This is a genomic window from Stenotrophomonas sp. PAMC25021 (genome assembly GCF_004795795.1).
Taxonomy (GTDB): Bacteria; Pseudomonadota; Gammaproteobacteria; order Xanthomonadales; family Xanthomonadaceae; genus Stenotrophomonas; species Stenotrophomonas muris.
Map to the genome: position 1 here is coordinate 4,146,691 of NZ_CP039255.1, position 24,882 is coordinate 4,171,572.

Consider the following 24,882-nt stretch of genomic DNA (forward strand, 5'->3'; position numbering starts at 1 on the left):
AGTAGTTCCATGAAGATGATCTCCCGTTCCGTACTGGCCATGGCCGCCACCTTCGCCCTGGCCGGTGCCGCCCAGGCCGCCGACATCGTCGGTGCGGCCAGCCCGGCCACCGATTCGCAGCTGTACGTCAAGGTCGGTGCCTCCGAAGTCAACGGCGGCCCGCACAGCGCAGGCAAGGCCGGCATCGGCGTCGGCACCGTCTCCAATGGCAAGCCGGTCGACTTCCAGGGGCTGGCGGCCTATTCGGCCCCGACCACCGTCAACGGCGTTACCGTGCGTACCCTGGCCATGCCGATCACCGGTACGCCGGGCAGCCATTCCGGCATGGGCCACTTCAACTTCGTCAAGGTGGGCAGTGGCGATGTGTGGTTCGGCGAATGGTCCAAGGACGGCGCTGCGGGTGGCTTCAACAACCGCCAGGTGTACTTCGCTGGCGACCGCGCCGGCACCACCCTGCCCAGCGGTACCGCCACCTACGCGGTGGCCGGCCTGAACCGGTTCAATGGCAGCAACCTGCTCAGCGGTACCTTCGCGGCGAACTTCGGCACTGGCAAGCTGACCGGCGGCCTGACCGGTGGTGGCCAGACCCTGGCGATCAGCGCCAACATCAACAGCGCCGATGCATCCTTCGCCGGCACCGCCGTGGCCAACGGCTCGGTCACCGGCAACAGCCAGGGCCAGTTCTTCGGCGCCAATGCGGCCACGCTCGCCGGTATCGCCACGTTCGCCGGCAACAGCCAGTACGACACCGCCTTCGGCGGCAGCAAGAACTGATCGCCACGCCCCTGACGGGGCAGGGCAGGGACAAGCCGCGATCCGCCAGTCCCTGCTTCGGCCGCTGCATGCACCACCACGGATCGACCATGCGCCATTCCACCTTCCTTGTCGTACTGCTGTTGGCTGCCGCTGATGTGCGCGCCCAGCAGGACGATCTGCGCCGCGTGCTTGAACAGGGCAGCGAACTGCGCCACCAGCAGCAGGACCGGCAGCGCCTGCAACAGGCCGAGTCGGAGCGGCCGACCATCACCATCGACGGCAGGACGCTGCGCGTGGAGCGCACCGTTGACGATCTCGGCCAGGCCCTCTACCTGTCACTGCAGCATCAGCAATGGCGGGCCGCCGCGGCGTTCCTCGAGGAGTACATCGAACTGCCGGGGCATGACCCGCTGCTGCGCCATTACGCGCAGGGGGCGTTGGCCCGCGTGGCCGGCGACCATCGTCGCGCGGCGAAGGAGTACGAAGCGCTGCTGGCGGCGCAGCCGGAGTTCCTGCCGGCCCGTCTCGAGCTGGCACGTGTCTATGCGGAAGACCAGCGTGATCGCGATGCGGTCGCGCTGTTCACGGCCATCGCTGCAGGCATCAATGCTGATGATCCGGCCACGGCCGGCGTCCGCGCGCGCGTGGACGGGTACCTGGGTGCCCTGCAGGCGCGCCAGCGCTGGAAAGGCGCGCTGTCCGCCGGCCCCGCATGGAGTGACAACATCAACCGCAGCTCGGCCAGCCGCACCTGCCTGTTCGGCGTAGGCGACGCCTGCATCATCGAACGGAAACTGCCCGACGCCCAGCGCGCAGGGGGCCTCGACTACGACGCCAGCCTGGAACGGCGCTGGGTCCTCGACGGGCATCATGGGCTGTACGTGCGCGGTCTCGCCTTCGGTCAGGCATGGCGCGGGCACCGTGCCTACAACGAGCTCAATGCCAATGTGCAGGCAGGTTACAGCTGGCGCAGTGCGCGGCAGACCGTGCTGCTTGCCCCCAGCTATGACGTCCAGGGCCTGGGCAACCGTGCGCTGCAGGGCGGCAGTGGCGTGCACGGCGAATGGCAGTACGCCCTGGATGCACGCAGCCTGCTCAAGCTGGAGGCCGACTGGAAGCGCCAGCGGTATCGCCAGCAGGGCCTGGCCAGCAATTATGACGGCGAGCTGGTATCGGTGTATGCCACCTGGTTCCGTGCGCTCAATCCGCGCTGGACGGTCTTCGCCGGGCTGGATGTCACCGGCAGCAGCGCTGCCGACCCGGCCAACGGCTACCGCCAGCGCGGCTTGCGGCTGGGCGCGGCGCGGCAGTGGAGCGGCACCACGGCCACGGTGTTCGTGTCGCTGCGCCGCCGCGACTACGACGCCTGGAGTCCATTGCTGGAGGCGCGCAGGCAGGACGACGAACAGAACCTGATCGCCATCGTGCGCAGCGAGCGGCTGGCGGTGGCCGGGCTGGTGCCCAGCCTGGGCCTGCGCTACGCCCGCATCGACAGCAACGTCGGCTGGCTGTACAGCCACGACCGCAGCCTGCTCAGCCTGAAATGGGAGCGTGCGTTCTGAACGCGTCGCTGCAATGCCCGGGTGAACGGGCCGTGGCGGCGATCTTCATCGATCATCACGCGCCCTTGTAGCCCGTTTCGCGCATCCTGCAGGCGTTGCGGCAGAGGTGCGCCGCGTGTATCGAGGAGCGCGGGTCGTGCTGGAAGCGGGCAACAAGCCAGAGGGCCTGAAAGGGCTGCGGGTGCTGGTGGCGGAAGATGAATTCGCCATCGCGATGTTCCTGGTGGACTATCTGGAACTGAAGGGCGCGCAGGTGGTGGGACCGGCCGGTGACCTGCAGGCGCTGGGGCGTCTGGTCGATGAGAACCCCATCGATGTCGCCCTGCTGGACATCAACCTGGGGGGTGAACTGGTCTACCCCTTGGCCGACCGCTTGGCGGACGCCGGCACGCCGTTCATGTTGACCTCCGGCTACGATGACAATCTGCCCAGCCGCTTCGCTGGCGCGCCCCGCTGTACCAAGCCCTATCACATCGAGGCACTGGTCCAGCAGCTGGCACGGCTGGTGGCAGGCCCGCAGGCTGCTGCGGGCATCGCCTGATTGCGCGGCATGTCACACCGCATTCAGGGTCTCCCGGCCGTTGAGCGCCCGGCGGGCATGCCGCCGCCGCTGCAGGCGCATGCACGCCATGACGGCATGGCCGCCCGTATTGCCCGCCACGACTGGTCAGGCACGCCACTGGGTGCGATCGAGCGATGGCCGCCGCACCTGCGCGCCACTGTCGACCTGATGCTGGCCCACGGCTTCCCGATGATCGTGCTGTGGGGCGAGCAGCTGGTGCAGCTCTACAACGATGGCTATGCCGAGATCCTCGCCGACAAGCATCCGGGCGGGCTTGGCCAGCCCACCCGCGAGTGCTGGCCTGAGGTCTGGCACATCAACGGCCCGATCTACCAGCGGGTGTGGCAGGGCGAGACCATCACCTATGAGGACAAGCTCTATCCGCTGGCGCGGCGGGGGCGGCTGGAGGATGTCTGGTTCACCATCACCTACAGCCCCATCCGCGGTGAGGAAGGGCGCATCAACGGCGTGCTTGTCACCATGTTCGAAACGACCGCCGCGCATGTCGCGCAGGCGGCCCGCGAGCGCGAGGAGCAGAAGCGCCGTGAGAGCGACCGGCGCCTGGCGCTGGCATTCAAGGTGCTGCCGGTGGGCGTCTGCATTGTCGATGCCGAAGGCCGACTGCAACTGTCCAATGACCGGATGCGGACCTATCTGCCCACCGGCAAGGTGCCGTCCACCGATCGTCCCAACCACTACCGCTGGCAGGGATGGCACCCCGACGGCTCGCGCATCGAGCCCCATGATTTCGCCATCGCCCGCGCCCTGCGGGGGGAGACGGTGGTCCCTGGCCTGGAGTTCCAGTTCATCCATGACGACGGGCGCGCCCGCTGGACACGCGTCGCCGCTGCGCCGCTGCGCGATGCAGGCGGCGAGGTGACCGGGGTGTTCGCCATTGCGGTGGATATCGACGACCTCAAGCGCGCCACCGAGCGCCAGGCGGTGCTGCTGGCCGAACTGCAGCACCGGGTCCGCAACATCATGTCCACCATCCATGCCCTTGCCTGGCGGACGCGCAGTACCGTGGCCAGCGTGGACGAGTACGCCGAGCGGCTGTGCGGGCGGTTGATGTCGCTGGCGCGCACGCAGAGCCTGCTGACCCGCGGCGGCAATGCCGGGGTCTGCCTGCGCGGGATGATCGAAGAGGAAGTGTCGGCGCAGATGCCGGGCACGGGCCTGTGCGAGCTGCACGGTGAGGACGTGCTGCTGCCACCGAAAGCGGCCGAGGTGCTGTCGTTGGCCATCCATGAGCTGGCGAGCAACGCGCTGCGCTACGGCGCGGCCGCGCGCGCGGCGGGGCGGATCGAGGTGTCCTGGCATCTGCAGGTGCAGGACGCCGAACCGTGGCTGGGCCTGCACTGGTGCGAGCGCCATGCCGACGTGGAGGGCTGGGAAATGCCACGCCAGCGCGGCCTGGGCCGGGCGCTGATCGAGCAGCGCGTGCCCTACGAGCTGGCTGGCAGCGGCGAGCTGCACTTTGGCCCACAGGGGCTGGATGCGTGGATCCGCTTCCCGCTGCGCGAACGCGACAGCCTGCTGCAGACCGACGCTCCGGACGCCGGGCCCCTGCGGTAAAAGGGGATTTATCCCCAATTTGGCCAAATTGGGTATAGTGTCGATCATCCACCCCGCCTGGAGCCGTGCCATGACCCTGCCGCTGGATCTGCCTGGCCTCGAGAAGGCCCCGGCCTCATCGGTGAAGACCCGGGGCTGGCCGAGCCTGATGCGCACCGTGCGCGAAAAGCAGGCGCTGGTCATCACCAACCACAACCACCCGGAAGCGGTGATCGTGGACATCCGCACCTACCAGGAACTGCTGGCCAAGGCCGCCGGCGGTGATGCCGGTGAGCGCAGCGAGGAGCTGCAGCGCCTGCGCAGCGAGTTCGACCAGACCCTGGCCGGGCTGCAGCGCGGGGAAGGGCTGGGCAAGGTGCTGGGCCAGCCGATCCGGCGCGGCCGCAAGGTCACCCTTGGCCGTCCGCTCTGATCGATGGGACGCATCCTGGCGTTGGCCGGTGTCAATGGCGCCGGCAAGAGTTCGCTGCTGGGCACCTGGCTGGACGCCGAAGGGCTGAGCTGGTTCAACCCGGACTCGTTCACCCGCCGCCTGGTCGACGCCGGCTGGCCGCTGCCGGACGCCAATGCCGAGGCCTGGCAGGAAGGCACCCGCCGCCTGCGCCAGGCCATGGCCGATGGCACCGACTTCGCCTTCGAGACCACGCTCGGTGGCAACACCATTCCGCGTCTGCTGCGTGAGGCCTGCGAGCGGCACCAGGTGGCGATCTGGTTCTGTGGGCTGGCCGATGTCGGGCTGCACGTCGCCCGTGTGGCCGCGCGGGTGGCCGCCGGTGGCCACGATATTCCGGTGGAGAAGATCCACGCGCGTTTCGATTCGGCGCGCGCAAACCTGCTGGAGCTGATGCCGCACCTGGCCGAGCTGCATGTCTACGACAACAGCGCGCCGGCCCATGCCGACGGCTGCGTGGTGCCGCTGCCGGTATTGGCCATGGCTGCAGGCCAGCTGCATTACCCGGTCGCAGTGGCCGACCTGTTGCACACGCCGGGCTGGGCCAAGCCCATCGTGATGCGCGCGATGGAATTGGACACCCCGGGTGATTGATGCCGCACGGGGTGCGGAGTCGAACCCATGCTCGGCTGATCCCCTGGAAGTCAGCCGAGCACGGGCTCGGCTCTACAACGCCGGCTTCGCCTGCTCGGGCTCGGCAACGTCCGGCAGCGGCGGCAAGGTCGGGTCCACCGTCACCGGCACATCGCTCTTCAACAGCGCGGCTGCTTCCTTGTCGCTGCCAACCGCTGGCGGTGAACCGCGCAGCGGCAGGCCGGCGGTTTCCTTCACGAACAGCATGGTTACCAGGCCGATCACCGCCGCGCCCATCAGGTAATAGGCCGGCACCAGCGGGTCGCCGGTACGCTCCACCAGCCACGCGGTCACCAGCGGCGTGGTGCCACCGAACAGCGACACCGACACATTGAAGGCGATCGACAGCGCGCTGTAGCGCACCGGGGTGTAGAACAGCGCCGGCAGCGTGGACGGCATCGAGCTGGTGAAGCACACCAGCGCAAGCCCCAGCAGCATCAGGCCGAGGAAGATCAGCCCGTCGTTGCCGCTACCGACCAGCAGCAGGCACGGAATGGCCAGCACCAGCAGCGCGATGCACGCACCGATGATCATCGGGCGCCGGCCCAGCCGGTCACTGAACAACCCGCCGACGATGTTCAGCGGCATCATCACCAGCATCACGATGATGATCAGCAGCAGGCCCTTGCTCTCGGCATAGCCCATCGTGACGCTGAGGTAGCTGGGCATGTAGGTCAGCAGCATGTAATCGGTCACGTTGAACACCAGCACCAGGCCCATGCACACCAGCAGCTGGCGGCCATGCACCTGGAACAGCGCGCCCAGCCCCGGCCGCTCGTGCTCACGCTTCTCGGCTTCCTCGGCGAAGGCGCGGAACGCCGGGGTTTCCTCCAGCTTCATGCGCATGTACAGGCCGAGCAGGCCCAGCGGGCCGGCCACCAGGAACGGAATGCGCCACCCCCAGTCCAGCATCTGCTCGCTGCTCAGCAGCATGTGCAGCGCGGTGACGGTGCCGGCGCCGGCGATGTAGCCGCCCAGCGTGCCGAACTCCAGCCAGCTGCCCATCAGGCCGCGGTTGCGGTCGGTGGAATACTCGGCGATGAAGGTGGCCGCGCCCCCGTATTCGCCGCCGGTGGAGAAGCCCTGCACCACGCGCGCCAGCAGCAACAGCACCGGCGCCCAGATGCCGATGCGCTCGTAGGCGGGAATCAGGCCGATGGCAAACGTGCCCAGCGCCATCAGGATCATGGTGAACGCCAGCACTTTCTGGCGGCCGTAGCGATCCCCCAGGGGGCCGAATACCAGGCCGCCCAGTGGCCGCACCAGGAACGCCACGGTGAAGGTGGCGAACGCAGCGATCACCTGCGCGGTGGGGTTGCTGGAGGGGAAGAACACCTGCCCGATGGTGACGGCCAGATAGCCGTAGACACCGAAGTCGAACCACTCCATGGCATTGCCGAGTGCGGCCGCGCCGACGGCGCGCTTGAGCATGGGCTTGTCGACGACGGTGATCTCATCGACCTTCAGGTGGCGGCGGCGTTTGAACCAGCCGAAATGGGCATGTGCATCGGGGGTGTCCTGCATGGGGGCTCCCTTGTAGGCAGAAGAGGGGAAATGAGCGGTGAGGTAGGTCCCGGAAATCGGAAACGGCGATGCAGGCGCAGGTGGCGCAGGGGCATCGGTGAGTGGCGTGGGGGCCGGGGAGTGTGTGCAGGCACGACGCCACGCGCACGGCAAAGCACCGCCGCAATGGCGGAAACGCAGCAACGGAATCACAGCGGTCGCGCAATCAGCGGCCGGCGGTCACAGCAGCGTGGGGAGTGCAGGCCGAGGGCCTGCGGGCGTCATCCGCCAGGATCCAGCGCGAGGCGGTGGAACGGCAGGGCGGGAGCCATCGTGGCAAGCGAAGCGCCGGTCGGCAGTGCTTCCCACGTAACAGGTGCGCCCGTCACGTAGTGGGTCGTGTCGATCATTCGTTCATCATAGCGGCATCGGCGTGAGCATGCAGCGAAGCGGACTGATCTGCACGCTGTGTTCCATCGCGCCTGTTCATCCGCGCGGCATGCAATGACAAGTGTTGAACGAACTCTGGCCGCAGCGCTCACGCGACGCTGTCTACGGTAGCGCTGGACGCAATCGAGAAGGAGCATCGCATGACCCGTCGCATTCCCGAAGGCACGTTGATCATCGTCGCCGATGGCGGTTCGGCCCGCGTGTTCACCAACGTCGGCAGCGAACGTCAGCTGGCGTTGAAGCAGGAAGGTGAGCTGCGCCTGCAGGACATCAGCGAGCAGGGCGTCTCTGGTCAGGGCCCGGCCGGCGCGGTGCCGAAGGACATGTCCATTGCGCAGCTCAACGAGGCGACGTTCGCCAAGCAGGTGGCGGAGCAGTTGAACGAAGATGCGCTCAACAACCGCTATGCACACCTGGTGCTGGTGGCAGACCCGACCACGCTGGGCCGTATCCGCCCGCTGCTGCACAAGGAGGTCCAGGCGCGTCTGCTGGGCGATATCGCCAAGGACCTGACCAACGCCCCGCTGGCGGATATCCAGAAAGCGCTGGCGGCGTAACCGGCATGCCGTTCATGCGTGACTACCCGGCGGCGGAGCCTGCGGGCGCGGACGTGGAAGCTCAGGCGGGCTGGCAGCTGCTGGAGTTCGGTGCACCCTGGTGTGGCCATTGCCAGGCCGCGCAGCCCGCACTCCAGGCGTTTGTGGACGCCCACGATCTTGTGCATTGGAAGATCGAGGATGGCAAGGGAAAGCCGCTGGGGCGTGCGTTCAAGGTAAAACTGTGGCCCACCGTGGTGCTGCTGCATGACGGCCAGGAAGTGGCGCGCGTGGTGAGGCCGGTCGACAGCGCCGACCTCGTCACCTTGCAGGGCGCATTGCCAGATTGAGGGCAGCAATCACTGCGTGCGGTGCGCACGGCGCCGAGCGGGCTCGGCTGCAGGGCGGGCTAGTGATAGGTCACCTTTTCCGCTTCCGCACGCAGCTTCTGCAACAACGACCGGCCATGCTGGCTCAGCATGACCATCGCATTGGCGATCTCTCTGGCGTTGTAGCCCATCGGTGCGGGCGGCTTCGGCTCGGGGCCGTACTGTTCACCGATGAGGATGGCCATGCCTTCTGCACTGTTGAGGGCGTGTTCGATGCGCTGGAAGGGCGACTCCATGGCCGGGCTGAGCGGACGCGTGTGTTTCATGCGGGAACTCCTTGGGTGCGAGGGCCACCGCAAGGGTGGCGGGCGATGCGTGCTTGGAACCCGGAGAGACTGAAGAAGAACTCCGATGGCCAGACGGCCACACGCAGCGCCCGCCATAGTCATGACAGGCAGATCTTCAGTTTCATTCGGGGGTTCCAATCCCGGCAGCGGGATGTCCGCTGCGGCGCAATCCTGGGCAGATCGAGGCGCTGCGCACCAATTGATGGTTTGTCTCGCTTTGTCCCGTTCGGAAGGCGCGGTCTTTCAGAAGTGCATGTCTGGACATCCATTGCCGTATCGGCACCGATCGGGACGCGGGAGACCGGAAGGCTATGAGGTGATTCGTCGTGCGGCCATGCAATTACGTGCAAAGCATCGTGCCGGTTCCGGCGGCCGCACTGCAGCATGCGACAGGGCAGGGCCGGTGCTAGGATCCGACTACCACCTGAATCGATCCAAATGCCGATGCCCACGCTGGACCGTCGTCTCCTGATCGCTTTCGTCGCGACCGCCATGCTTGCCTCCGGGGCGGTGCTGGCGGCTCCGTCGAAATCCGCCGCCGAACGCGCCTATGGCTCGGTCGACCCGTTCATCGGTACCGGCGGGGAAGGCCATACCTACCCGGGGGCGACGGTGCCGTTCGGCATGGTCCAGCTCAGCCCGGACACGCGCATCCAGCCGCGCGAAAAGGCCTATGGCTGGGCGGCGGGCTACCGTTACGACGACAGCAGCATCGTCGGTTTCTCGCACACGCATTTTTCCGGCACCGGTCATTCGGACCTGGGCGACATCCTGCTGATGCCGTTCACCGGCAACCCCGGGCTGGAGCGCGGCGATCCGGAGAAGCCGCGCAGCGGTTACGCCTCACGGTTCCGCCACGCTGACGAGAAGGCCGAGCCGGGCTACTACGCGGTCACCCTGGACGACTACAAGGTGCGTGCCGAGCTGACCACCAGTGCGCGCGTGGGCGTGCATCGCTACGCCTTCCCCAGAGGCACCGACGCCAAGGTGCTGCTGGACATGCGTACCAGCATGTACGACTACCCTGGCAAGGTGCTGTGGTCGCGGGTGCGGGTGCGCGCCGATGGCACGGTGACCGGCTTCCGCGAGACGCGCGGCTGGGCGCCGGGTCGCCAGCTGTATTTCGCGATGCGTTTCTCGCGGCCGCTGGCCGGCCATGAGCTGCACAACACCGAGCAGGACATCGTCTACAAGGGCTTCCCGCCGCCGGGCGAGAAGGATCCGGCCCAGCGCGCCCAGATCGAAGGCCGGCAGCTGGTCGGCACCTTCAACTTCGGCAAGCTGGACGCACCGCTGGTGGTGAAGGTGGCCATCTCGCCGGTCAGTGAGGCCGGTGCCATCGCCAACCTCGACGCTGAAGTGGCCGACTTCGACTTCGATCGGGTGCGTGCGCAGGCGAAGCAGGACTGGACGCAGGCACTGTCCGTGCTCGATATCGATGCCCCCGAGCATGCGCGGCGCAGTGCCTATACCGCGCTGTACCACACGATGCTGGGGCCGACGCTGTTCATGGACGCCGATGGCCAGTACCGCGGTTCGGACAACGCGGTGCACAAGGCCGACGGCTTCACGCACTATTCGACGTTCTCGCTGTGGGACACCTACCGCGCGCTGCACCCGTTGCTGACGCTGGTGCAGCCGGAGAAGCGCAACAGCGACTTCGTCAATTCGATGCTGGCCCACCATGAGCACAGTCCGTACGGCATGCTGCCGGTGTGGTCGTTCCATGGCCTGGAAGACTGGTGCATGATCGGCTACCACGCCGTGCCGGTGATCGCCGATGCCTACGTGAAGGGCATTCGTGGCTTCGACGCCGACAAGGCATTGAAGGCGATGGTCGAGACCGCCAACTACGGCCCGTATGACGGTATCGCGCAGTACCGTGAGCTGGGCTATGTGCCGATCGACGAGGAAGGCGAAGCGGCCAGCAAGACGCTGGAGTACGCCTTTGATGACTGGACCATCGCACGCATGGCGCAGGCGATGGGCAAGGCCGATATCGCGGCCACCTTCGACAAACGCGCGGGTAACTGGCGCAACGCGTTCGACAAGGACACCGGCTTCATGCGCGCGCGCAAGCGCGACGGCAGCTTCCGTACGCCGTTCGACCCCAGCGCCAGCGGCTACGGCACCGACTACACCGAGGGCAACGCCTGGCAGTACTCGTGGTACGTGCCGCAGGACGTTGCCGGCCTGGCGGCAGCCCACGGTGGCAGCGACAAGCTGCTCGCGCGCCTGGACGAGGTGTTCAACGCCAAGGTGGATCCATCGATCTTCGAGCACATGGAAGACATCACCGGCCTGATCGGCTGGTACGCGCACGGCAACGAGCCCAGCCACCACGTGGCCTACCTCTATTCGTACGCGGGCCAGCCATGGCGCACCCAGGCGCGGCTGAAGCAGATCATGGACACCCAGTATGCCGACCGCCCCGATGGCCTGGCCGGCAATGATGACGTTGGCCAGATGTCGGCCTGGTATGTGTTCACCGCGCTGGGCTTCTACCCGGTGGCGCCGGGCTCGGGCGAGTACATCCTGGGCCGTCCGTTCCTGCCGAAGACCGCGATGCGTCTTCCGAACGGCAAGACGTTCACCATCGTGGCCGAGGGCCTGGATGACAAGCACACCTATGTGGGCCGCGTGAGCCTCAACGGCAAGCCGCTGCAGCGCACCTTCCTGCGCCATGACGAGATCCTGGCTGGCGGCGAACTGCGCTTCAGCATGCAGGCCGAGCCGAACAAGGACTGGCCGGGGCAGGGCGCGCAGGCGCCGTATTCGATGAGCCGGTGATGCGCACGTGGTAGGTGCCGACCTTGGCCGGCACGCTTCACGGGTGACCTGGAACCTGTAGAGCCGAGCCCATGCTCGGCTGCTTTTGGCACGGTGCCTTAGCCGAGCATGGGCTCGGCTCTACAAGGGCAATTCGACAAAGGTCAACGGAAACGCAACCCGACGCGCGCGCCACCGAGCGGCGCCGTTTCGATCATCAATATCGCGCCATGCCGCTGCGCGATCTCGGCCACGATCGCCAGCCCCAGCCCGCAGCCATCTCCCTCGCTGCTGGCCCGGTAGAACCGTTCCGTGACGCGCGCGCGCTCGGCTTCGGCGATACCTGTACCGTCATCGTCCACCCACACCTGCACGCCCTCGGCATCCCGCTGTAGTCCCAGGGTGATCACACCGGGCACGGCGCCGTAGCGCAGCGCGTTGTCCAGCAGGTTGCCCAGCGCCTCGCGCAGCAACTGCGGATCACCCTGTACCTTCACGCCGTCGTCGGGTCCGTCGTAACCCAGGTCCACGCCCGCCACCAACGCACGGTCGGCGTAGCGCTCGACCACGCCCCGTGCCAACGCGGCCAGATCCAGCGGCTGCAGCGGCAGTGCGCTGCCCTGTGGATCTTCCGAGCGGCTGAGCATCAGCAGCTGGTTGACCAGGTGCTGCAGCCGTGCCAGCCCGGCCAGCGTGCCGGACAGCGCCAGCTGCTGGGCCTGCGGATTCTGTTGGCGGAGTGAGCTCTCCAGCTCCACCTGCATTGCCGCCAGCGGCGTGCGCAGCTGGTGCGCCGCATTGCTGACGAAGCGCCGTTGCGCGGCCTGCATCGCGTCCAGCCGTTGCAGCAGTGCGTTGTAGGCTTCGACCGCCGGCCACAGTTCGCGTGGGGCTTCCTGCGCGGGCTCCAGTGGCGCCAGCGGGTCCGGACGCGGGCTGGCCAGCCGCCGCGCCACCTGGTTGGCATGGCGTGCAGCCGCGCCGGTACCGGACCAGGCCAGCCACGCGGCCAGCGCCAGGATCGCGGCCTGGAACGGGATGCTGGCCAGCAGCAGCTTGCGCTCCAGCCGGTGCCGCTTGCGCAGCGTCTCGGCCACGCGCAGGCGGATATCGTGGCCCGGCCCAGCGCTGACCACGACCTCGACCATGCGCACCGGCTGCCCACGCAGGCGCGCGTCGTAGTAGACGGCATCGTCGCTGCCGGCAGCGATCGCGGGGCGGGGCAGCGCTTCGGGCAGGTCCCCATACAGGCGCCCGCCGGCAGCGTCGACCACTTCGCCATGCACTTCGTCAGCGGTATCCCAGGTGAACATGCGCGACACCGCGGGCGTGATCTCGATCGAGGCACGCCCGTCCTGCACCTTCACCAGCTCGGACAACGACATCGCCGAGTCCAGCAACCAGCGGTCATAGACCTGGCCGGCATAGAAGCGGGCCAACGCGAATGAACCGATCGCGCTGCACAGCAGCAGCACCAGCAGGGGCAGCCACAGGCGGCGCAGCAGCAGGCCACGCAGGCTGTGCACACGCTCAGTCACCACCGGCTTCCAGCCGATAGCCCAGGCCACGCAGCATGCGGATGCCGACGCCGGCGCGCGCCTGTTCCAGCTTGCGGCGCAGGCGGCTGACATGCACTTCGATCACTGACAGGTTGGCCTCGTGATCCCAGCTGTACAGCGCGTCGAACAGGCGCTGCTTGGTGACGGTGCGGCCAGGATGCTGCATCAGTGCCTCGACCAGCGACAGCTCGCGCGCGGTCAGTTCGATGCGCTGGCCTTCCACCTGCACTTCATTGCGGATGCTGTCGAAGCACAACCGGCCCAACCGCTTCTGCGCCGGTGCGTCGCTGCGGCGACGCGACAGCGCACGCAGGCGGGCTTCCAGTTCCCCCAGTGCAAACGGCTTGGCGAGATAGTCGTCGCCACCGCGGTCAAGGCCGAGGATGCGGTCCTCCACGCCATCGCGCGCCGTGAGGATCAGCACCGGCAGGGTGACGCCGTCGTTGCGCAGGCGCGAGAGCAGGTCGAGGCCATCGACGTCGGGCAATGAAAGATCGAGCACCATCACGTCATACGGCGCGCTGGCCAGTGCAGCCGGCGCGTGCAGCCCGCGCGAAAGGTGGTCGCACAGATGGCCGGCGCCCTGCAGGGCGCGGATCAGTCCATCGGCCAGGGCGGCGTCGTCTTCGATCAGCAGGATTCGCATTGCAAGCTTCGTGCAAGGTTGGGGCAAGTTTGGCGCAAGTGCGTCACCTTACCGTGACGTGCATGAATTTCTCCCGTCGTCTTGCGGCCCTGCTGGCCGCCCTTTCGTGCGCGCCTGCGACTTCGGCGCTGTCCTTGCAGGATGCACAGCGTGCAATGGAAGCGCACAACCCGGACCTGCGCGCGGCGGCATTGGAACTGCGTGGGGTACAGGGCGATGCGCTGACCGCTGCGTTGCGGCCGGCTGCCGAGCTGTCGATCGGCAGCAGCAAGATCAGCCCGAAGCACGGCATCGGCCCGGGGCGCTGGCAGGACAAGCGGGTAGACAGCACGCTGGGCCTGGGCTGGACCTGGGAGCGCGGCGGCAAGCGCGCATTGCGCATCCGCCAGGCGGACGCGCTGCTGGAAGTGGCCGGGCTGGACATGCTCGATACCCGGCGCCGGCAGCAGGTGGCACTGCATGAAGCCTATTTTGGCCTGAAGGGCGCGCAGGAGCGGGCGCAGATTGCCGAGGCCAACCGCCAGAATTCGGCCGAACAGATGGCGGCGGCCGACAAGCAGGTGGCCACCGGGGCGATGGCGCCGGTGGATCGCGCGCGGATGGCGGTGGACCATCTGGCGGTGGCCGATGCGGCGCGCGAGGCGGCCCTGGATCTGCGTGACGCGCGGCATGCGCTGGGCCTGCTGCTCGGCAGCGATGACAGCCGCGACCTTAGTGCCGATGACCCCTGGCCGGATGCCAGCAGCGTGGCCAAGGTGCGCGCGTTCGATCCGCAGCAGCGTGCCGATCTGCGCGCGGCACGCTCGCGCCTGGCCGCCGCCGACGCTGGCGTGGCCCTGGCACGTAGCGAGCGCCACCGCGACATCCAGCTGGGTGTGGAGGCCGAGCGCGAGCCCACCGATATCAGCGGTGTCACCTGGGGCGTGTCGTTGACCATTCCGCTGGGCGGCCCGTCGCGCGCACGCGGCGCGATCCAGCGTGCCGAGGCCGACCGGGACAGCGCCGCGCTGGAACTGCAGCTTCTGCAGCGCGAAGCACACGCTGAACTGGACCAGCTGCAGGCCAGCGTGCAGTCCGCCGCGCAGCGCCGCAGCGATTACGAGGGGCTGCAGTCCGACGCTGCGCGCAAGGCGGTGGAGGGCATCGAACTGGCCTATCGCCGGGGCGCCGCCAGCCTGACCGATCTGCTCGACGCGCGCCGCAGCTGGCGCGAGTTCGAGGCCGCGCTGATTGATGCGCGTGCCGACCATGCCATTGCCTTGGCGCGCTGGGAAGCGGCCACATCCGTTGCTGAAGGAGAGTCCCGATGAAGTCCACCGTCGCCCATCGCCCGCGGGCGCGACATGCCATGCTGCCGGCCCTGCTGGCGCTGGCCCTGCTGGGCGGCTGCGGTCGCGAACCGGCGTCGTATACCGAGGATGCGCCGCAGGTCAGTGCCGGCCAGATCCTGTTTCCGGCCGGCAGCCGCCAGCTGGATGTGCTGCGCAGCGAGCTGGTGACCGCCGGTGCCAGCGCCAGCCTGCAGCTGCCGGGCCGGGTGGTCTGGGACGAGACCCGCTCCAGCGCGCTGCGCACCCCGCTGGCGGGGCAGGTGGCGCGCATCGAGGCACAACCGGGGCAGAAGGTGAAGGCCGGCCAGGTGATCGCCTGGATCACCTCGCCCGAGTTCGGCCAGGCGCAGGCGGAGGGCGTGCGTGGCCGTGCCGAGCTGCAGCTGGCACGCCGGGAACTGGACCGCACCCGCGAACTGCACGCGGCAGGGGTGGCGTCGGGCCGTGAACTGGACGAGGCCGAGGCCAGCTTCGCCGGCAGCCAGGCCGATCACGCGCGCGCGACCGCCTTCGCCAGGGCGTATGGCAACGGCCAGCACGTCGACCAACGGCTGCCGCTGCGCGCACCCATTGATGGCGTGCTGGTGGAGCGGCGGATGAGCCCGGGCATGGCAGTCAGCCCCGACAGCGAACAGCCGCTGGCGATGATTGGCGATCCTGACCGCCTGTGGTTGCTGCTGGATGTACCGGAGAGCCTGGCCGGACGCTTGAAGGCGGGCATGCAGGTGAGCGTGCCCGGCGCCGATGGGCAGCCGCAGCAGGCGACCCTGCAGCACGTGGATGACTTCGTCGACAGCGAACGCCGCGTGGTGCAGGCGCGCGCCGAACTGGACAACCGTGCGCGCGGTTTCAAGGCGGGCCAGTACGTGCGTGCGCAGGTGGCAGTGCCGGCCGGGGGCGGTGTCTCGCTGCCCGATGCTGCGGTACTGCTCATCGACGGCAAGCAGGTGGTGTTCGTGGAGGAGGCCAAGGGCCGCTTCGCGCGCCGCGCCGTGCGTGCCGAGGAACTGGGCGATGGCCGCCTGTGGGTGCGCGAGGGCCTGGCCCAGGGCGCCAGGGTGGTGGTCGAAGGGGGCCTGTTGCTGCAGCAGCTGGTCGACAGTGCGCCCGCAGCCGCCAGCACCGGGACGGGGCATGCCGCGCCATGATCGATCGCCTGATTGCCTATTGCCTGCGCCAGCCGCTGATGGTGATGCTGGCGCTGCTGCTGTTCATCGGCGCTGGCATTGCCGCGTTCCGCGTGCTGCCGGTGGAAGCCTTTCCGGATGTGTCCGACACCCAGGTGACGGTGGTATCGCTGCACCCGGGCCGGGCCGCGGAGGAGGTGGAGCGCGAGGTGACGATGCCGCTGGAAGTGGCACTGTCCGGCATCCCGCATTCGGTGCGGGTGTTCTCGCATACGCAGTTCGGCCTGTCGATGATCATCCTGACCTTCGATGACAAGGCCGACGATTACTTCGCGCGCCAGCAGGTGCTGGAACGCCTGCAGGGCGTGGAGCTGCCGGAAGGGGTGACGCCGGAGCTGGAGGCGATGAGCTCGGCGGTGGGCGAGATCTACCGGTACGTGCTGAAAGGCCCGCACCTGACACCGACCCAGCTGCGCACCGTGCAGGAATGGACGATGGAGCGCAGCCTGCGCACCGTGCCGGGCGTAGCCGATGTGATCAGTTTCGGCGGCTTCGCGCGTACGTTCCAGGTCAAGCCGGACCTGGACAAGCTGCGTGACCGCGGCATCAGCCTGGCTGAGTTCGCCGAGGCGCTGGAGAAGGGCAGCTCGAACGCAGGCGGCGGCTACGTGGAACGTGGCCAGCAGCAGTTCCTGATCCGCGGCGTCGGTCTGATGCGTTCGCCGGCCGACATCGGCAACGTGGTGGTCGCGCAGCGCAGTGGCACGCCGATCCTGGTGCGCGACCTGGCCGGCATCGCCGATACCGGCCTGCCCCGGCAGGGCCTGGTCGGCCAGGATGACAACGACGATGCGGTGTTCGGCATGGTGCTGATGCGCAAGGGCGAGAACCCGTCCGACGTGCTCGACGCCCTGCATGCGCGCATCGCCGAGATCGAAGCGAACCAGCTGCCGGCCGGGGTCAGCATCGAGCCGTTCTACGACCGCTCGTGGCTGGTCTCGACCACGCTGAAAACCGTCTTCAGCAACCTGCTGGAAGGCGCGGTGCTGGTGTTCCTGGTGCTGTGGCTGTTCCTGTACAACGCCCGTGCCGCGCTGATCGTGGCGGCGATGATGCCGCTTGCGCTGCTGTCGACCTTCCTTGGCCTGCATCTGTGGGGCGTGCCGGCCAACCTGCTGTCGTTGGGTGCGATGGACTTCGGCATCATCATCGATGGCGCGGTGATCGTGACCGAGCACATCGTCTCGCGATTGTCGAAGCTGCCACCTGCGGCCGACCGTAAGACACGGTTCTCGACCATTCTTTCGGCAGCGTCGGAAGTGGGCCGGCCGACGTTCTTCTCGATGCTGATCATCATCGCCGCGCACATCCCGATCTTCACCCTGCAGCGCCAGGAAGGCCGCATGTTCGCGCCGATGGCGTACTCGGTGACCTCGGCATTGATCGGCGCGCTGATCCTGGCGCTGACCGTGGTGCCGTTGTTCTGTTACTGGTGGCTGCGGCGCGACCGCATGCGCGACGGCAATCCGCTGATGGACCGCCTGACCGGCTGGTACCGGCCGGTCCTGGAGCGCGCACTGGCCCGCCCGCGTGCGGTAGTGCTGACCGCGATTGCGCTGCTGGTCGGCACGCTGGCATTGGGCACGCGGCTGGGTTCGGAGTTCCTGCCCGAGCTGGACGAAGGATCGATCTGGCTGACGGCCACGCTCGACCCGAGCACCAGCCTGGGCGAAGCGCAGCAGCAGTCGCGGCGCATCCGTGAGCTGGTCGGCAGCTTTCCGCAGGTATCGACGGTGGTGGCCAAGCTGGGACGCCCGGAAGACGGCTCCGATGCCAAGGGCGCCAACCAGATCGAGGCGCTGGTGGCGTTGAAGCCGGAGAAGGAATGGCCGAAAGGCGTGGGCAAGCGACAGCTGGTGAGCGACCTGCAGCGCACGCTGGAGCAGCGCATTCCGGGCCCCGAGTTCTCGATTTCGCAGCCCGTGCGCGACAACATCCTGGAGAGCATCTCGCAGATCAAGGGCCAGGTGGTGATCAAGGTCAGCGGCTCGGATCTGGACGTGTTGAACCAGCAGGCGCAGGCGATCCTCGGCCAGGTACGCGGCGTGGAGGGCGTGGAGAGCGCCTTCATCGACCGCGACGGGTCATTGCCGCAGCTGCAGATCGAGATCGACCGCGACCGCGCCGCGCGCTATGGCCTGAACGTACGCGACGTCGACGAAGTGATCGAGACCGCACTGGGCGGGCGCCAGGTCGGCGAGCTGTGGGAGGGTGACCGCAGATTCCCCATCACCCTGCGCCTGGACGATGCCGATCGTGACCTGCAGCGGCTGCGTACGGTGCCGGTTGGCATCGGCGATGGCCACACGGTGACGCTGTCCGACGTGGCCGACTTCCGCATGGCCAGCGGCGCGATCAACATCTCGCGCGAGAACGCACAGCGGGTGAAGGCGGTGAGCATCTTCATCGCCGGCCGCGACATGGGCAGCGTGGTGGCTGACATGCGCAAGCGCGTGGATGCCAGCGTACAGCTGCCGGAAGGCTATCGGCTGGAGTGGTCCGGCGAGTTCGAGAACCAGCAGCGTGCGATGAAGCGGCTGGGCTGGGTGATTCCGCTGTCGGTGCTGATCATCTTCGTGCTGCTGTTCGATGCCTTCAAGGACATCAGCAGCGCCGCGCTGATCCTGGCCAACGTGCCACTGGCGATGATCGGCGGCATCCTGGCCCTGTGGCTGACCGGCATTCCGCTGTCGGTGTCGGCGGCAATCGGCTTCATTGCATTGTTCGGGCAAGCGGTGCTGAACGGCGTGGTGATGCTCAGCCGCTTCGCCCAGTTGCGCGAGCAGGGCATGGACCTGCTGCAGTCGGTGGTGCAGGGTTCGCTGCAGCGCCTGCGCACGGTGCTGATGACCGCACTATTGGCGATGTTCGGCCTGCTGCCGATGGCCACCTCGCATGCGATCGGTGCCGAGACCCAGAAGCCGCTGGCGGTGGTGGTGATCGGTGGTCTGCTGTCGGCGATGCTGCTGACCCTGCTGGTGTTGCCGACGCTGTACTACTGGGTGCATCGCCGCCGCGAGGCCCGCATCGCGTGACCTACCTGTAGAGCCGAGCCCACGCTCGGCCGCTTCTGGCCTTTGCGCGAAGAGCAGCCGAGCATGGGCTCGGCTCTACAAGGGCGTCGCGCCATGCGTGGATGCCACCTGTGCGATCTATACCATCCCGCCGTTGGCGCGCAGCACCTGGCCGTTGATCCATCCGCCATCGGCACCTGCCAGGAACCCCACTGCACCGGCGATGTACTACTGGGTGCATCGCCGCCGCGAGGCGCGCATCGCCTGACCTACCTGTAGAGCCGAGCCCACGCTCGGCTGCTTCTGGCCTTTGCGCGAAGAGCAGCCGAGCATGGGCTCGGCTCTACAAGGGCGTCGCGCCATGCGTGGATGCCACCTGTGCGATCTACACCATTCCGCCGTTGGCGCGCAGCACCTGGCCGTTGATCCATCCGCCATCGGCACCGGCCAGGAACCCCACCGCGCCGGCGATGTCCTCCGGCATGCCCAGCCGCTCCAGGGGGTTCATCTTCGCCAACCGCTCGATCAGCTCGGGCGATTTTCCATCCAGGAACAGATCGGTGGCGGTCGGGCCCGGCGCCACGGCGTTCACGGTGATGTTGCGCCCGCGCAGCTCCTTGCTGAGGATTGCGCCCATCGTCTCCACCGCCGCCTTGCTGGCCGCATACACGCTGTAGTTCTCCAGCCGGATGCCGACCACGCTGGTGGACAGGGTGATCAGCCGGCCACCGTCGCGCACCCGTCGCGCGCTTTCGCGCAGCACGTTGAAGGCGCCCCTGAGGTTGATGCCGATCACCCGCTCGAACAGGGCGTCGTCGGTATCGGCCAGTGGTGCCAGCTGCAGCACCCCGGCGCTGTTGACCACCACGTCGATGCCGCCGAAACGGGCTTCGATGGCGTCGAAGAGCTGGCGCACCGCCTGCGGATCGGACACATCGGCCTGCAGCGCGATGGCCTGCGCGCCGGCGGCGTTCAGTTCGGCCGCCAAGGCTTCGGCGTCGTCGCGGCGGCCCGCATAGTTGATCGCGACCGCGTGGCCATCGGCGGCGAGCCGACGCGAGATGGCGGCACCGATGCCACGGGATCCGCCGGTGACCAGGGCGACAGAGCGGGCGGGGGAGAGGGTCATGGTGACTTCCACGGGGACACGCCGAAGTGGCGCAGCGCCATCTTCGCGAAATCGCGCTTTCGGATAATCCTGCATAATCCGCCAACATCATCCGGATAGCCGAACAATGGACCGCTTCACGGCCATGCGCGCCTTCGTCCGTATCGTCGAGCGCCGCAGCTTCACCCGGGCCTCCGAGGACCTGGGCCTGCCGCGGGCCACGGTGACCGACGCGATCAAGGCGCTGGAACAGCGGCTGGGCGTGCGCCTGCTGCACCGGACCACGCGGCTGGTGGTGCCGACGCTGGAAGGCGAGGCCTTCTATGGCCGTTGTCTGCGCCTGATCGCCGACATGGACGACGCCGAGGCCGCCTTCCGTGACGCGCCGCCGCGCGGCCCCTTGCGCATTGAGGTGCATGGCACGCTGGGCCGGCACCTGCTGTTTCCCCATCTGCCGGAGTTCCTGCAGCGCTACCCGGAGATCGAACTGGAGGTCAGCGAAGGCGACCGCTATGTCGATCTGCTGCGCGAAGGCGTGGATGCGGCGCTGCGGGTGGGCACGCTGGCCGACAGCGATCTGGCGGCGCGCCGGTTGGCGATGCTGCGCGAGGTCACGGTGGCCGCGCCGGGCTACCTGCAGGCCAAGGGCGTGCCAGGCAGCATCGAGTCCCTGCTGGGTGGCCATGAAATGGTGGGCTATCGCTCCAGCGCCACCGGCCAGCTGATTCCGCTGGAGTTCCAGCAGGGCGGGCAGGTGCGCTACGTGCCGCTGCCGGTGCGGGTGCGTGTGTCCGGTGCGGATGCGTTCCTCGGCGCCGCGCTGGCGGGCCTGGGCATCATCCAGGCTCCGCGCTACCGGATGGACCCGTATATCGCGCGCGGGCAGCTGGTGGAGCTGTTGCCGGACGCGCCGCCGACCCCAAGCCCGTTGAGCCTGGTCTACCCGCGCAACCGCACGCCGTCCCCACGCTTGCGGGTGTTCATCGACTGGGTGGCCGGGGTGTTCGAGCAGGCCGGGGGTGCCGGCCAGCGGCCGGCACTACCGGAGCGGCACGCGAAGCTGTCCGACCGCAGGGGGTAGTGCCGGCCGCTGGCCGGCAACCGCAATGCGCTTGATGTACCCCGGTAGTGCCGGCCGGCGGCCGGCACTACCGGGCTGCGGCGCTCGGCAGCACCAGCTCGAACACGGTGCCGGTGTCATCGGACGCAACACTCACGCTGCCGCCATGCGCCTGTGCAATCGCGCGGGTGATCGCCAGGCCCAGCCCCGCACCTTCGTGTCGGCCACGCTCGCCGCGGTAGAACCGATCGAACAGGCGCGGCAGCGCTTCGGCGGAAATCGGCGTGCCGACGTTGTGCACGCTGACCCTGCACACGCCATCGGCCTCGGCCAGTCGTACCCGCACCTCGCTGCCGGCAGCGGCGTGCTTCAACGCGTTGGACAGCAGGTTGGCAATCGCCCGGTGCAGCATCAAGCGGTTGCCTTCCACGCTCGCCACACCTTCGCGGCGCAGGGTCAACTGCCGGTCCTCGGCCAGCAGCTCGTAGAACTCGAGCAGCGAATCCACCACCCCATCCAGCGCCACCGGCTCGCGCGAAGGCAGCGCGCCCGGTGCTTCGGCCTGCGCCAGGTACAGCAGGTCGCCCACGGTCTGTGCCAGCTGCTGCAGTTCTTCGGCACACGACGCCAGCGTCTCGCGGTAGGCCTCGTTGCTGCGCGGGTGCGCCAGCACCACTTGCACCTGGGTGAGCATATTGGTGATGGGCGTGCGCAGCTCGTGGGCGAGATCACCGGAGAATTCGGTCAGCCGCGCGAAGTCCTGCTGCAGGCGTGCCAGCATGCCGTTGAGGGTCTGCGCCAGCTGCTCCAGTTCGGCCGGTGCACTGCGCGCGCTCAGGCGGCGCTGCAGCCGGCCAGCGGTGATCTGCCTTGCCTCATCGGCCAGCGTGCGCAGCGGCCGCAGCGTGCTCCGCACCACGTAGCCGCCCAGCAGGCTGCTGGCCACCGCGGCGCCGATGATGGCGATTGCCAGCAGGTGGCGGAAGCGCTCCAGGAAGTCGGCGTGACGGTTGTCATCAATGGCCAGCAGGGTCACCAGCTGGCTGCCGTCGGCCAGCGTCTGGCGCAGGTGCAGGGCATGCATGCAGCGACCATCGGTGAGGATCCAGTCGTGCCGCCGTGGCGCGGCGTCGATGGGCTGGCTGCGTGCATGCTCGCGCAGCAGTGCCGGCGCAGTGGAGAACAGTACGGTTCCGCTCCCATCAACAATGTGGAAGGCGATATCCGGATGATGGCCGAGCGCCTCTGCCAACCGCGGTCCGCGCGCGGCGGCAGGCCCATTGTCAGCGAGGTCGCGGATCAACGCGACCTTGTTTTCCAGTTCGATGAAGTCCTGGGCAACAAGATCATGGCGGGCGCTGGCATAGATCGCCACGCCCAATGCGGCCAGCACCAGCGTGGCCACGATGGCGAACAGCAGTGTCAGCCGTACCGCGATGGAACGACGCAGGCTCATCCGCTGTGCACGGCACCGTCGTCCGGCGCCTCCAGCACATAGCCCATGCCGCGCACGGTGACGATCAGCTTGGCATCGAAGTCATCGTCGATCTTCGCGCGCAGGCGGCGGATCGCCACGTCGATCACGTTGGTGTCGCTGTCGAAGTTCATGTCCCACACCTGCGAGGCGATCAGCGAGCGTGGCAGCACTTCGCCCTGGCGACGCGCCAGCAGCTCCAGCAGGGTGTATTCCTTCTGGCTGAGGGCGATGCGCTGGCCGCCGCGTTCGACCCGGCGGCGCAGGGTATCCACCACCAGGTCGGCGATGATGATGCGCTCGGCCTGCGGTTGTGCCTGGCCGCGACGCAGCAGGGTGCGCACCCGCGCCAGCAGCTCGGCGAAGGCGAACGGCTTGGCCAGGTAGTCATCGGCGCCCAGTTCCAGGCCCTGCACGCGGTCGGCGATGCTGCTGCGCGCGGTCAGGAACAGCACCGGTGTCTGCCACCCTCCGTCGCGCAACCGCGACAGCACGTTCCAGCCATCCAGGCCGGGCAGCATCACATCGAGAATGATCAGTTGGTACTCGCCGCTGCCGGCCAGGTGCAGCCCGTCGACGCCGTTGCAGGCGAGATCGACCACGTAGCCGGCTTCGATCAGGCCCTGGCGCAGGTAGTTGCCGGTCTTGGGTTCGTCTTCGACGATCAGCAGTTTCATGATGCGCCCATCATCGCAGCTTGCACGTGGGCTGGCTGCGCAGGCTCACGCCAACGGGTCCAGCGTACCAAGCACCGCCACGCAGGCCAGCACCAGCACGGCCAGCACCGACTCGCAGGCCAGGCTGTGGCGCAGGGAACGCAGCGGCCGCGGTTGCCAGCCGTCGCGGATGGAGGTGGCCAAGGCCGGTACCAATCGCCAGCGATGCAGCGCCGCCAACCCCAGCATGCCGACCACCAGGGCCAGCTTGAGCAGCAGCCAGCGCCCATGCGCGGTACCGGTCAGGGTCTGCACGGAACCGCCGAGATCGACATAGGTATAGGTGCCGGTCATTGCCAGCAGGGCGACGATGACCGTGCCCGGCAGGGCGAAGCTGTGCGCGGCCCGCCACAACTCGTAGGTGCGCTCGCGCAGGCGCAGGCCCTGTGGACGCAGCGCCAACTGCAGGATGGCGGCGATCGCGCCGACCCAGGCACCGGCGGCCAGCAGGTGCACGATGCCGGCCAGCAGCCGCAAGGTGCCGCCGAACCCATCGCCCGCAGCGGCGTGGCCGTTCCAGGACAGGCTGGCCAACGCCGTGGCAGACAAAGCGAGCAGGGCCACGCGGCGCGGGCCCGGCAGCGGCGTGGCGAATGCCAGCAGGGGCAGCATCGCCAGCACCGCCACGGTACGCAGCAGGCCGGCTTTACCCACCGGCGTACCGGTGAGGAACCAGTGCGCCGTTGCGGGGTCGATGTCGGCCGGCGCGATGCCGAGCACACCGGTCAAGCGGGTGATGGCATCGGTGACCACCACGGCCACCGCGATCAGGGCGAGCGCCAGCGAGACGCCGCGCGGCAGCCCCGGACGGACGAACAGCATCCGCCCGAACAGCAGCATCAGCACCAGGTACAGTGCCAGCCGCAGCGCATACGGCGAGAGCTGGGCCACGACGGCAGCCTTACTTCACGGTGAAACGGTACGTGCCAGTGATCGGGTGGCTGTCCTGGCCCACCGCGCGCCACTGCAGTGCGTAGCTGCCTGCCGGCAAGGGCTTGGCGAAGCGTGCGCGCAGGGTGTGGCCATCTTCGGAGAGCTCCTGCGCAGTGGTGGGCATGGCCATCTTCATGCGGCCATGGTCCATGCTCAGTTCGATGCGGGTGGCACGCGGCATCACCTTCTCGCTGAACTGCAGCTCGATCTGGCTGGCCGGCGCCACGGTCGCGTCGGCGGCCGGCGTCGAGCGCACCAGGCTGGGATGGGCCAGGGCCAGCGGCGCAACCGCGAGGCCGGAGACGAGGACAACAAGGGCGGTGGAGCGGAGCAGGGGACGGGCCATGCGTGGGACACCTGTGGAAGACATGGCCCACAGGG

The 24,882-nt window shown here is 68.1% G+C and carries 22 protein-coding genes and 1 pseudogene; 13 read left to right on the forward strand and 10 right to left on the reverse strand.

The window, feature by feature from the left end:
- The first annotated feature begins 9 nt into the window (after positions 1-9).
- From E5790_RS19175 to E5790_RS19200, 6 genes are all read left to right on the forward strand, one after another.
- Positions 10-774, forward strand: coding sequence for a Slam-dependent surface lipoprotein (locus tag E5790_RS19175; RefSeq protein ID WP_014647346.1), 765 nt, complete (start codon positions 10-12; stop codon positions 772-774).
- Between the two features lie 89 nt (positions 775-863).
- Entirely contained in the window at positions 864-2,318 is a 1,455-nt protein-coding gene (locus E5790_RS19180; protein ID WP_111206322.1) for a porin family protein, read from the forward strand.
- Between the two features lie 136 nt (positions 2,319-2,454).
- On the forward strand, positions 2,455-2,859 hold the full coding sequence (locus E5790_RS19185; RefSeq protein WP_014647345.1) for a response regulator: 405 nt from the start codon (positions 2,455-2,457) through the stop codon (positions 2,857-2,859).
- Between the two features lie 9 nt (positions 2,860-2,868).
- Positions 2,869-4,455: a PAS domain-containing protein gene (locus E5790_RS19190; RefSeq protein ID WP_049439515.1), complete on the forward strand. Its 1,587-nt coding sequence runs from the start codon at positions 2,869-2,871 to the stop codon at positions 4,453-4,455.
- Between the two features lie 70 nt (positions 4,456-4,525).
- Complete coding sequence (locus E5790_RS19195) at positions 4,526-4,867, forward strand: type II toxin-antitoxin system prevent-host-death family antitoxin (protein ID WP_014647343.1); 342 nt, start codon at positions 4,526-4,528, stop codon at positions 4,865-4,867.
- A gap of 3 nt (positions 4,868-4,870) precedes the next feature.
- Complete coding sequence (locus E5790_RS19200) at positions 4,871-5,500, forward strand: hypothetical protein (protein WP_111206320.1); 630 nt, start codon at positions 4,871-4,873, stop codon at positions 5,498-5,500.
- 72 nt (positions 5,501-5,572) lie between these two features.
- Here E5790_RS19200 and proP read toward each other — a convergent pair whose 3' ends face one another.
- A complete protein-coding gene (gene proP / locus E5790_RS19205; RefSeq protein ID WP_046430926.1) occupies positions 5,573-7,063 on the reverse strand; it encodes a glycine betaine/L-proline transporter ProP in 1,491 nt (496 codons plus the stop codon).
- A 569-nt stretch (positions 7,064-7,632) separates the two neighbouring features.
- Between proP and E5790_RS19210 the strand changes: the two genes are divergently transcribed.
- Both E5790_RS19210 and E5790_RS19215 read left to right on the forward strand, forming a co-directional pair.
- Positions 7,633-8,049, forward strand: coding sequence for a host attachment family protein (locus E5790_RS19210; protein WP_049439519.1), 417 nt, complete (start codon positions 7,633-7,635; stop codon positions 8,047-8,049).
- 5 nt (positions 8,050-8,054) lie between these two features.
- On the forward strand, positions 8,055-8,378 hold the full coding sequence (locus tag E5790_RS19215; protein WP_014647338.1) for a thioredoxin family protein: 324 nt from the start codon (positions 8,055-8,057) through the stop codon (positions 8,376-8,378).
- Positions 8,379-8,437: 59 nt separating this feature from the next.
- On the opposite strand, the gene E5790_RS19220 is transcribed toward E5790_RS19215, so the two are convergent.
- Complete coding sequence (locus tag E5790_RS19220; RefSeq protein WP_049439521.1) at positions 8,438-8,683, reverse strand: hypothetical protein; 246 nt, start codon at positions 8,681-8,683, stop codon at positions 8,438-8,440.
- Between the two features lie 459 nt (positions 8,684-9,142).
- On the opposite strand from E5790_RS19220, the gene E5790_RS19225 reads away from it, so the two are divergent.
- Positions 9,143-11,494: a GH92 family glycosyl hydrolase gene (locus tag E5790_RS19225; RefSeq protein ID WP_049439523.1), complete on the forward strand. Its 2,352-nt coding sequence runs from the start codon at positions 9,143-9,145 to the stop codon at positions 11,492-11,494.
- A gap of 143 nt (positions 11,495-11,637) precedes the next feature.
- Here E5790_RS19225 and E5790_RS19230 read toward each other — a convergent pair whose 3' ends face one another.
- Positions 11,638-13,011, reverse strand: a complete 1,374-nt coding sequence (locus E5790_RS19230; protein WP_136191785.1) for a sensor histidine kinase — start codon at positions 13,009-13,011, stop codon at positions 11,638-11,640.
- A complete protein-coding gene (locus E5790_RS19235) occupies positions 13,004-13,678 on the reverse strand; it encodes a response regulator (RefSeq protein WP_032962610.1) in 675 nt (224 codons plus the stop codon). Before E5790_RS19235 ends, E5790_RS19230 begins: the two co-directional genes overlap by 8 nt.
- Positions 13,679-13,740: 62 nt before the next feature.
- On the opposite strand from E5790_RS19235, the gene E5790_RS19240 reads away from it, so the two are divergent.
- Genes E5790_RS19240 through E5790_RS19250 form a run of 3 tightly spaced genes read left to right on the forward strand, consistent with a single transcriptional unit; the run spans position 13,741 to position 19,231 of the window.
- The gene (locus tag E5790_RS19240) at positions 13,741-14,988 is read left to right on the forward strand and encodes a TolC family protein (protein ID WP_049439525.1); all 1,248 of its coding nucleotides are present in this window, start codon (positions 13,741-13,743) and stop codon (positions 14,986-14,988) included.
- Complete coding sequence (locus tag E5790_RS19245) at positions 14,985-16,157, forward strand: efflux RND transporter periplasmic adaptor subunit (protein WP_014647332.1); 1,173 nt, start codon at positions 14,985-14,987, stop codon at positions 16,155-16,157. The genes E5790_RS19240 and E5790_RS19245 overlap by 4 nt, the downstream gene beginning before the upstream one ends.
- Positions 16,154-19,231: a CusA/CzcA family heavy metal efflux RND transporter gene (locus tag E5790_RS19250; RefSeq protein ID WP_111206318.1), complete on the forward strand. Its 3,078-nt coding sequence runs from the start codon at positions 16,154-16,156 to the stop codon at positions 19,229-19,231. Before E5790_RS19245 ends, E5790_RS19250 begins: the two co-directional genes overlap by 4 nt.
- 117 nt (positions 19,232-19,348) lie before the next feature.
- On the opposite strand, the pseudogene E5790_RS19255 reads toward E5790_RS19250, so the two are convergent.
- Positions 19,349-19,435, reverse strand: a pseudogene (locus tag E5790_RS19255) (3-ketoacyl-ACP reductase); the annotation flags it as partial.
- Positions 19,436-19,595: 160 nt separating this feature from the next.
- The gene (locus E5790_RS19260) at positions 19,596-20,339 is read right to left on the reverse strand and encodes an SDR family oxidoreductase (RefSeq protein WP_049439529.1); all 744 of its coding nucleotides are present in this window, start codon (positions 20,337-20,339) and stop codon (positions 19,596-19,598) included.
- 106 nt (positions 20,340-20,445) lie between these two features.
- On the opposite strand from E5790_RS19260, the gene E5790_RS19265 reads away from it, so the two are divergent.
- The gene (locus tag E5790_RS19265) at positions 20,446-21,399 is read left to right on the forward strand and encodes a LysR family transcriptional regulator (protein WP_111206316.1); all 954 of its coding nucleotides are present in this window, start codon (positions 20,446-20,448) and stop codon (positions 21,397-21,399) included.
- 67 nt (positions 21,400-21,466) lie between these two features.
- On the opposite strand, the gene E5790_RS19270 is transcribed toward E5790_RS19265, so the two are convergent.
- From E5790_RS19270 to copC, 4 genes are read right to left on the reverse strand one after another with little or no spacing between them, the layout of a single operon-like run.
- Positions 21,467-22,834 carry a heavy metal sensor histidine kinase gene (locus E5790_RS19270; RefSeq protein ID WP_111206314.1) on the reverse strand — a complete coding sequence of 456 codons (1,368 nt, stop codon included), beginning with the start codon at positions 22,832-22,834 and terminating at the stop codon, positions 21,467-21,469.
- On the reverse strand, positions 22,831-23,529 hold the full coding sequence (locus E5790_RS19275; protein ID WP_014647327.1) for a heavy metal response regulator transcription factor: 699 nt from the start codon (positions 23,527-23,529) through the stop codon (positions 22,831-22,833). The genes E5790_RS19270 and E5790_RS19275 overlap by 4 nt, the downstream gene beginning before the upstream one ends.
- 45 nt (positions 23,530-23,574) lie before the next feature.
- On the reverse strand, positions 23,575-24,459 hold the full coding sequence (gene copD / locus E5790_RS19280; RefSeq protein ID WP_111206312.1) for a copper homeostasis membrane protein CopD: 885 nt from the start codon (positions 24,457-24,459) through the stop codon (positions 23,575-23,577).
- Between the two features lie 10 nt (positions 24,460-24,469).
- Positions 24,470-24,847 carry a copper homeostasis periplasmic binding protein CopC gene (copC, locus tag E5790_RS19285; protein ID WP_032962626.1) on the reverse strand — a complete coding sequence of 126 codons (378 nt, stop codon included), beginning with the start codon at positions 24,845-24,847 and terminating at the stop codon, positions 24,470-24,472.
- Positions 24,848-24,882: the final 35 nt, after the last annotated feature.

Coding starts and splice junctions, on each gene's coding strand:
- E5790_RS19175 (WP_014647346.1), top strand. CDS start 10: ATGAAGATGATCTCCCGTTCCGTACTGGCCATGGCCGCCACCTTCGCC.
- E5790_RS19180 (WP_111206322.1), top strand. CDS start 864: ATGCGCCATTCCACCTTCCTTGTCGTACTGCTGTTGGCTGCCGCTGAT.
- E5790_RS19190 (WP_049439515.1), top strand. CDS start 2,869: ATGTCACACCGCATTCAGGGTCTCCCGGCCGTTGAGCGCCCGGCGGGC.
- E5790_RS19195 (WP_014647343.1), top strand. CDS start 4,526: ATGACCCTGCCGCTGGATCTGCCTGGCCTCGAGAAGGCCCCGGCCTCA.
- E5790_RS19200 (WP_111206320.1), top strand. CDS start 4,871: ATGGGACGCATCCTGGCGTTGGCCGGTGTCAATGGCGCCGGCAAGAGT.
- proP (WP_046430926.1), bottom strand. CDS start 7,063: ATGCAGGACACCCCCGATGCACATGCCCATTTCGGCTGGTTCAAACGC.
- E5790_RS19210 (WP_049439519.1), top strand. CDS start 7,633: ATGACCCGTCGCATTCCCGAAGGCACGTTGATCATCGTCGCCGATGGC.
- E5790_RS19215 (WP_014647338.1), top strand. CDS start 8,055: ATGCCGTTCATGCGTGACTACCCGGCGGCGGAGCCTGCGGGCGCGGAC.
- E5790_RS19220 (WP_049439521.1), bottom strand. CDS start 8,683: ATGAAACACACGCGTCCGCTCAGCCCGGCCATGGAGTCGCCCTTCCAG.
- E5790_RS19225 (WP_049439523.1), top strand. CDS start 9,143: ATGCCGATGCCCACGCTGGACCGTCGTCTCCTGATCGCTTTCGTCGCG.
- E5790_RS19235 (WP_032962610.1), bottom strand. CDS start 13,678: ATGCGAATCCTGCTGATCGAAGACGACGCCGCCCTGGCCGATGGACTG.
- E5790_RS19240 (WP_049439525.1), top strand. CDS start 13,741: ATGAATTTCTCCCGTCGTCTTGCGGCCCTGCTGGCCGCCCTTTCGTGC.
- E5790_RS19245 (WP_014647332.1), top strand. CDS start 14,985: ATGAAGTCCACCGTCGCCCATCGCCCGCGGGCGCGACATGCCATGCTG.
- E5790_RS19250 (WP_111206318.1), top strand. CDS start 16,154: ATGATCGATCGCCTGATTGCCTATTGCCTGCGCCAGCCGCTGATGGTG.
- E5790_RS19260 (WP_049439529.1), bottom strand. CDS start 20,339: ATGACCCTCTCCCCCGCCCGCTCTGTCGCCCTGGTCACCGGCGGATCC.
- E5790_RS19265 (WP_111206316.1), top strand. CDS start 20,446: ATGGACCGCTTCACGGCCATGCGCGCCTTCGTCCGTATCGTCGAGCGC.
- E5790_RS19270 (WP_111206314.1), bottom strand. CDS start 22,834: ATGAGCCTGCGTCGTTCCATCGCGGTACGGCTGACACTGCTGTTCGCC.
- E5790_RS19275 (WP_014647327.1), bottom strand. CDS start 23,529: ATGAAACTGCTGATCGTCGAAGACGAACCCAAGACCGGCAACTACCTG.
- copC (WP_032962626.1), bottom strand. CDS start 24,847: ATGGCCCGTCCCCTGCTCCGCTCCACCGCCCTTGTTGTCCTCGTCTCC.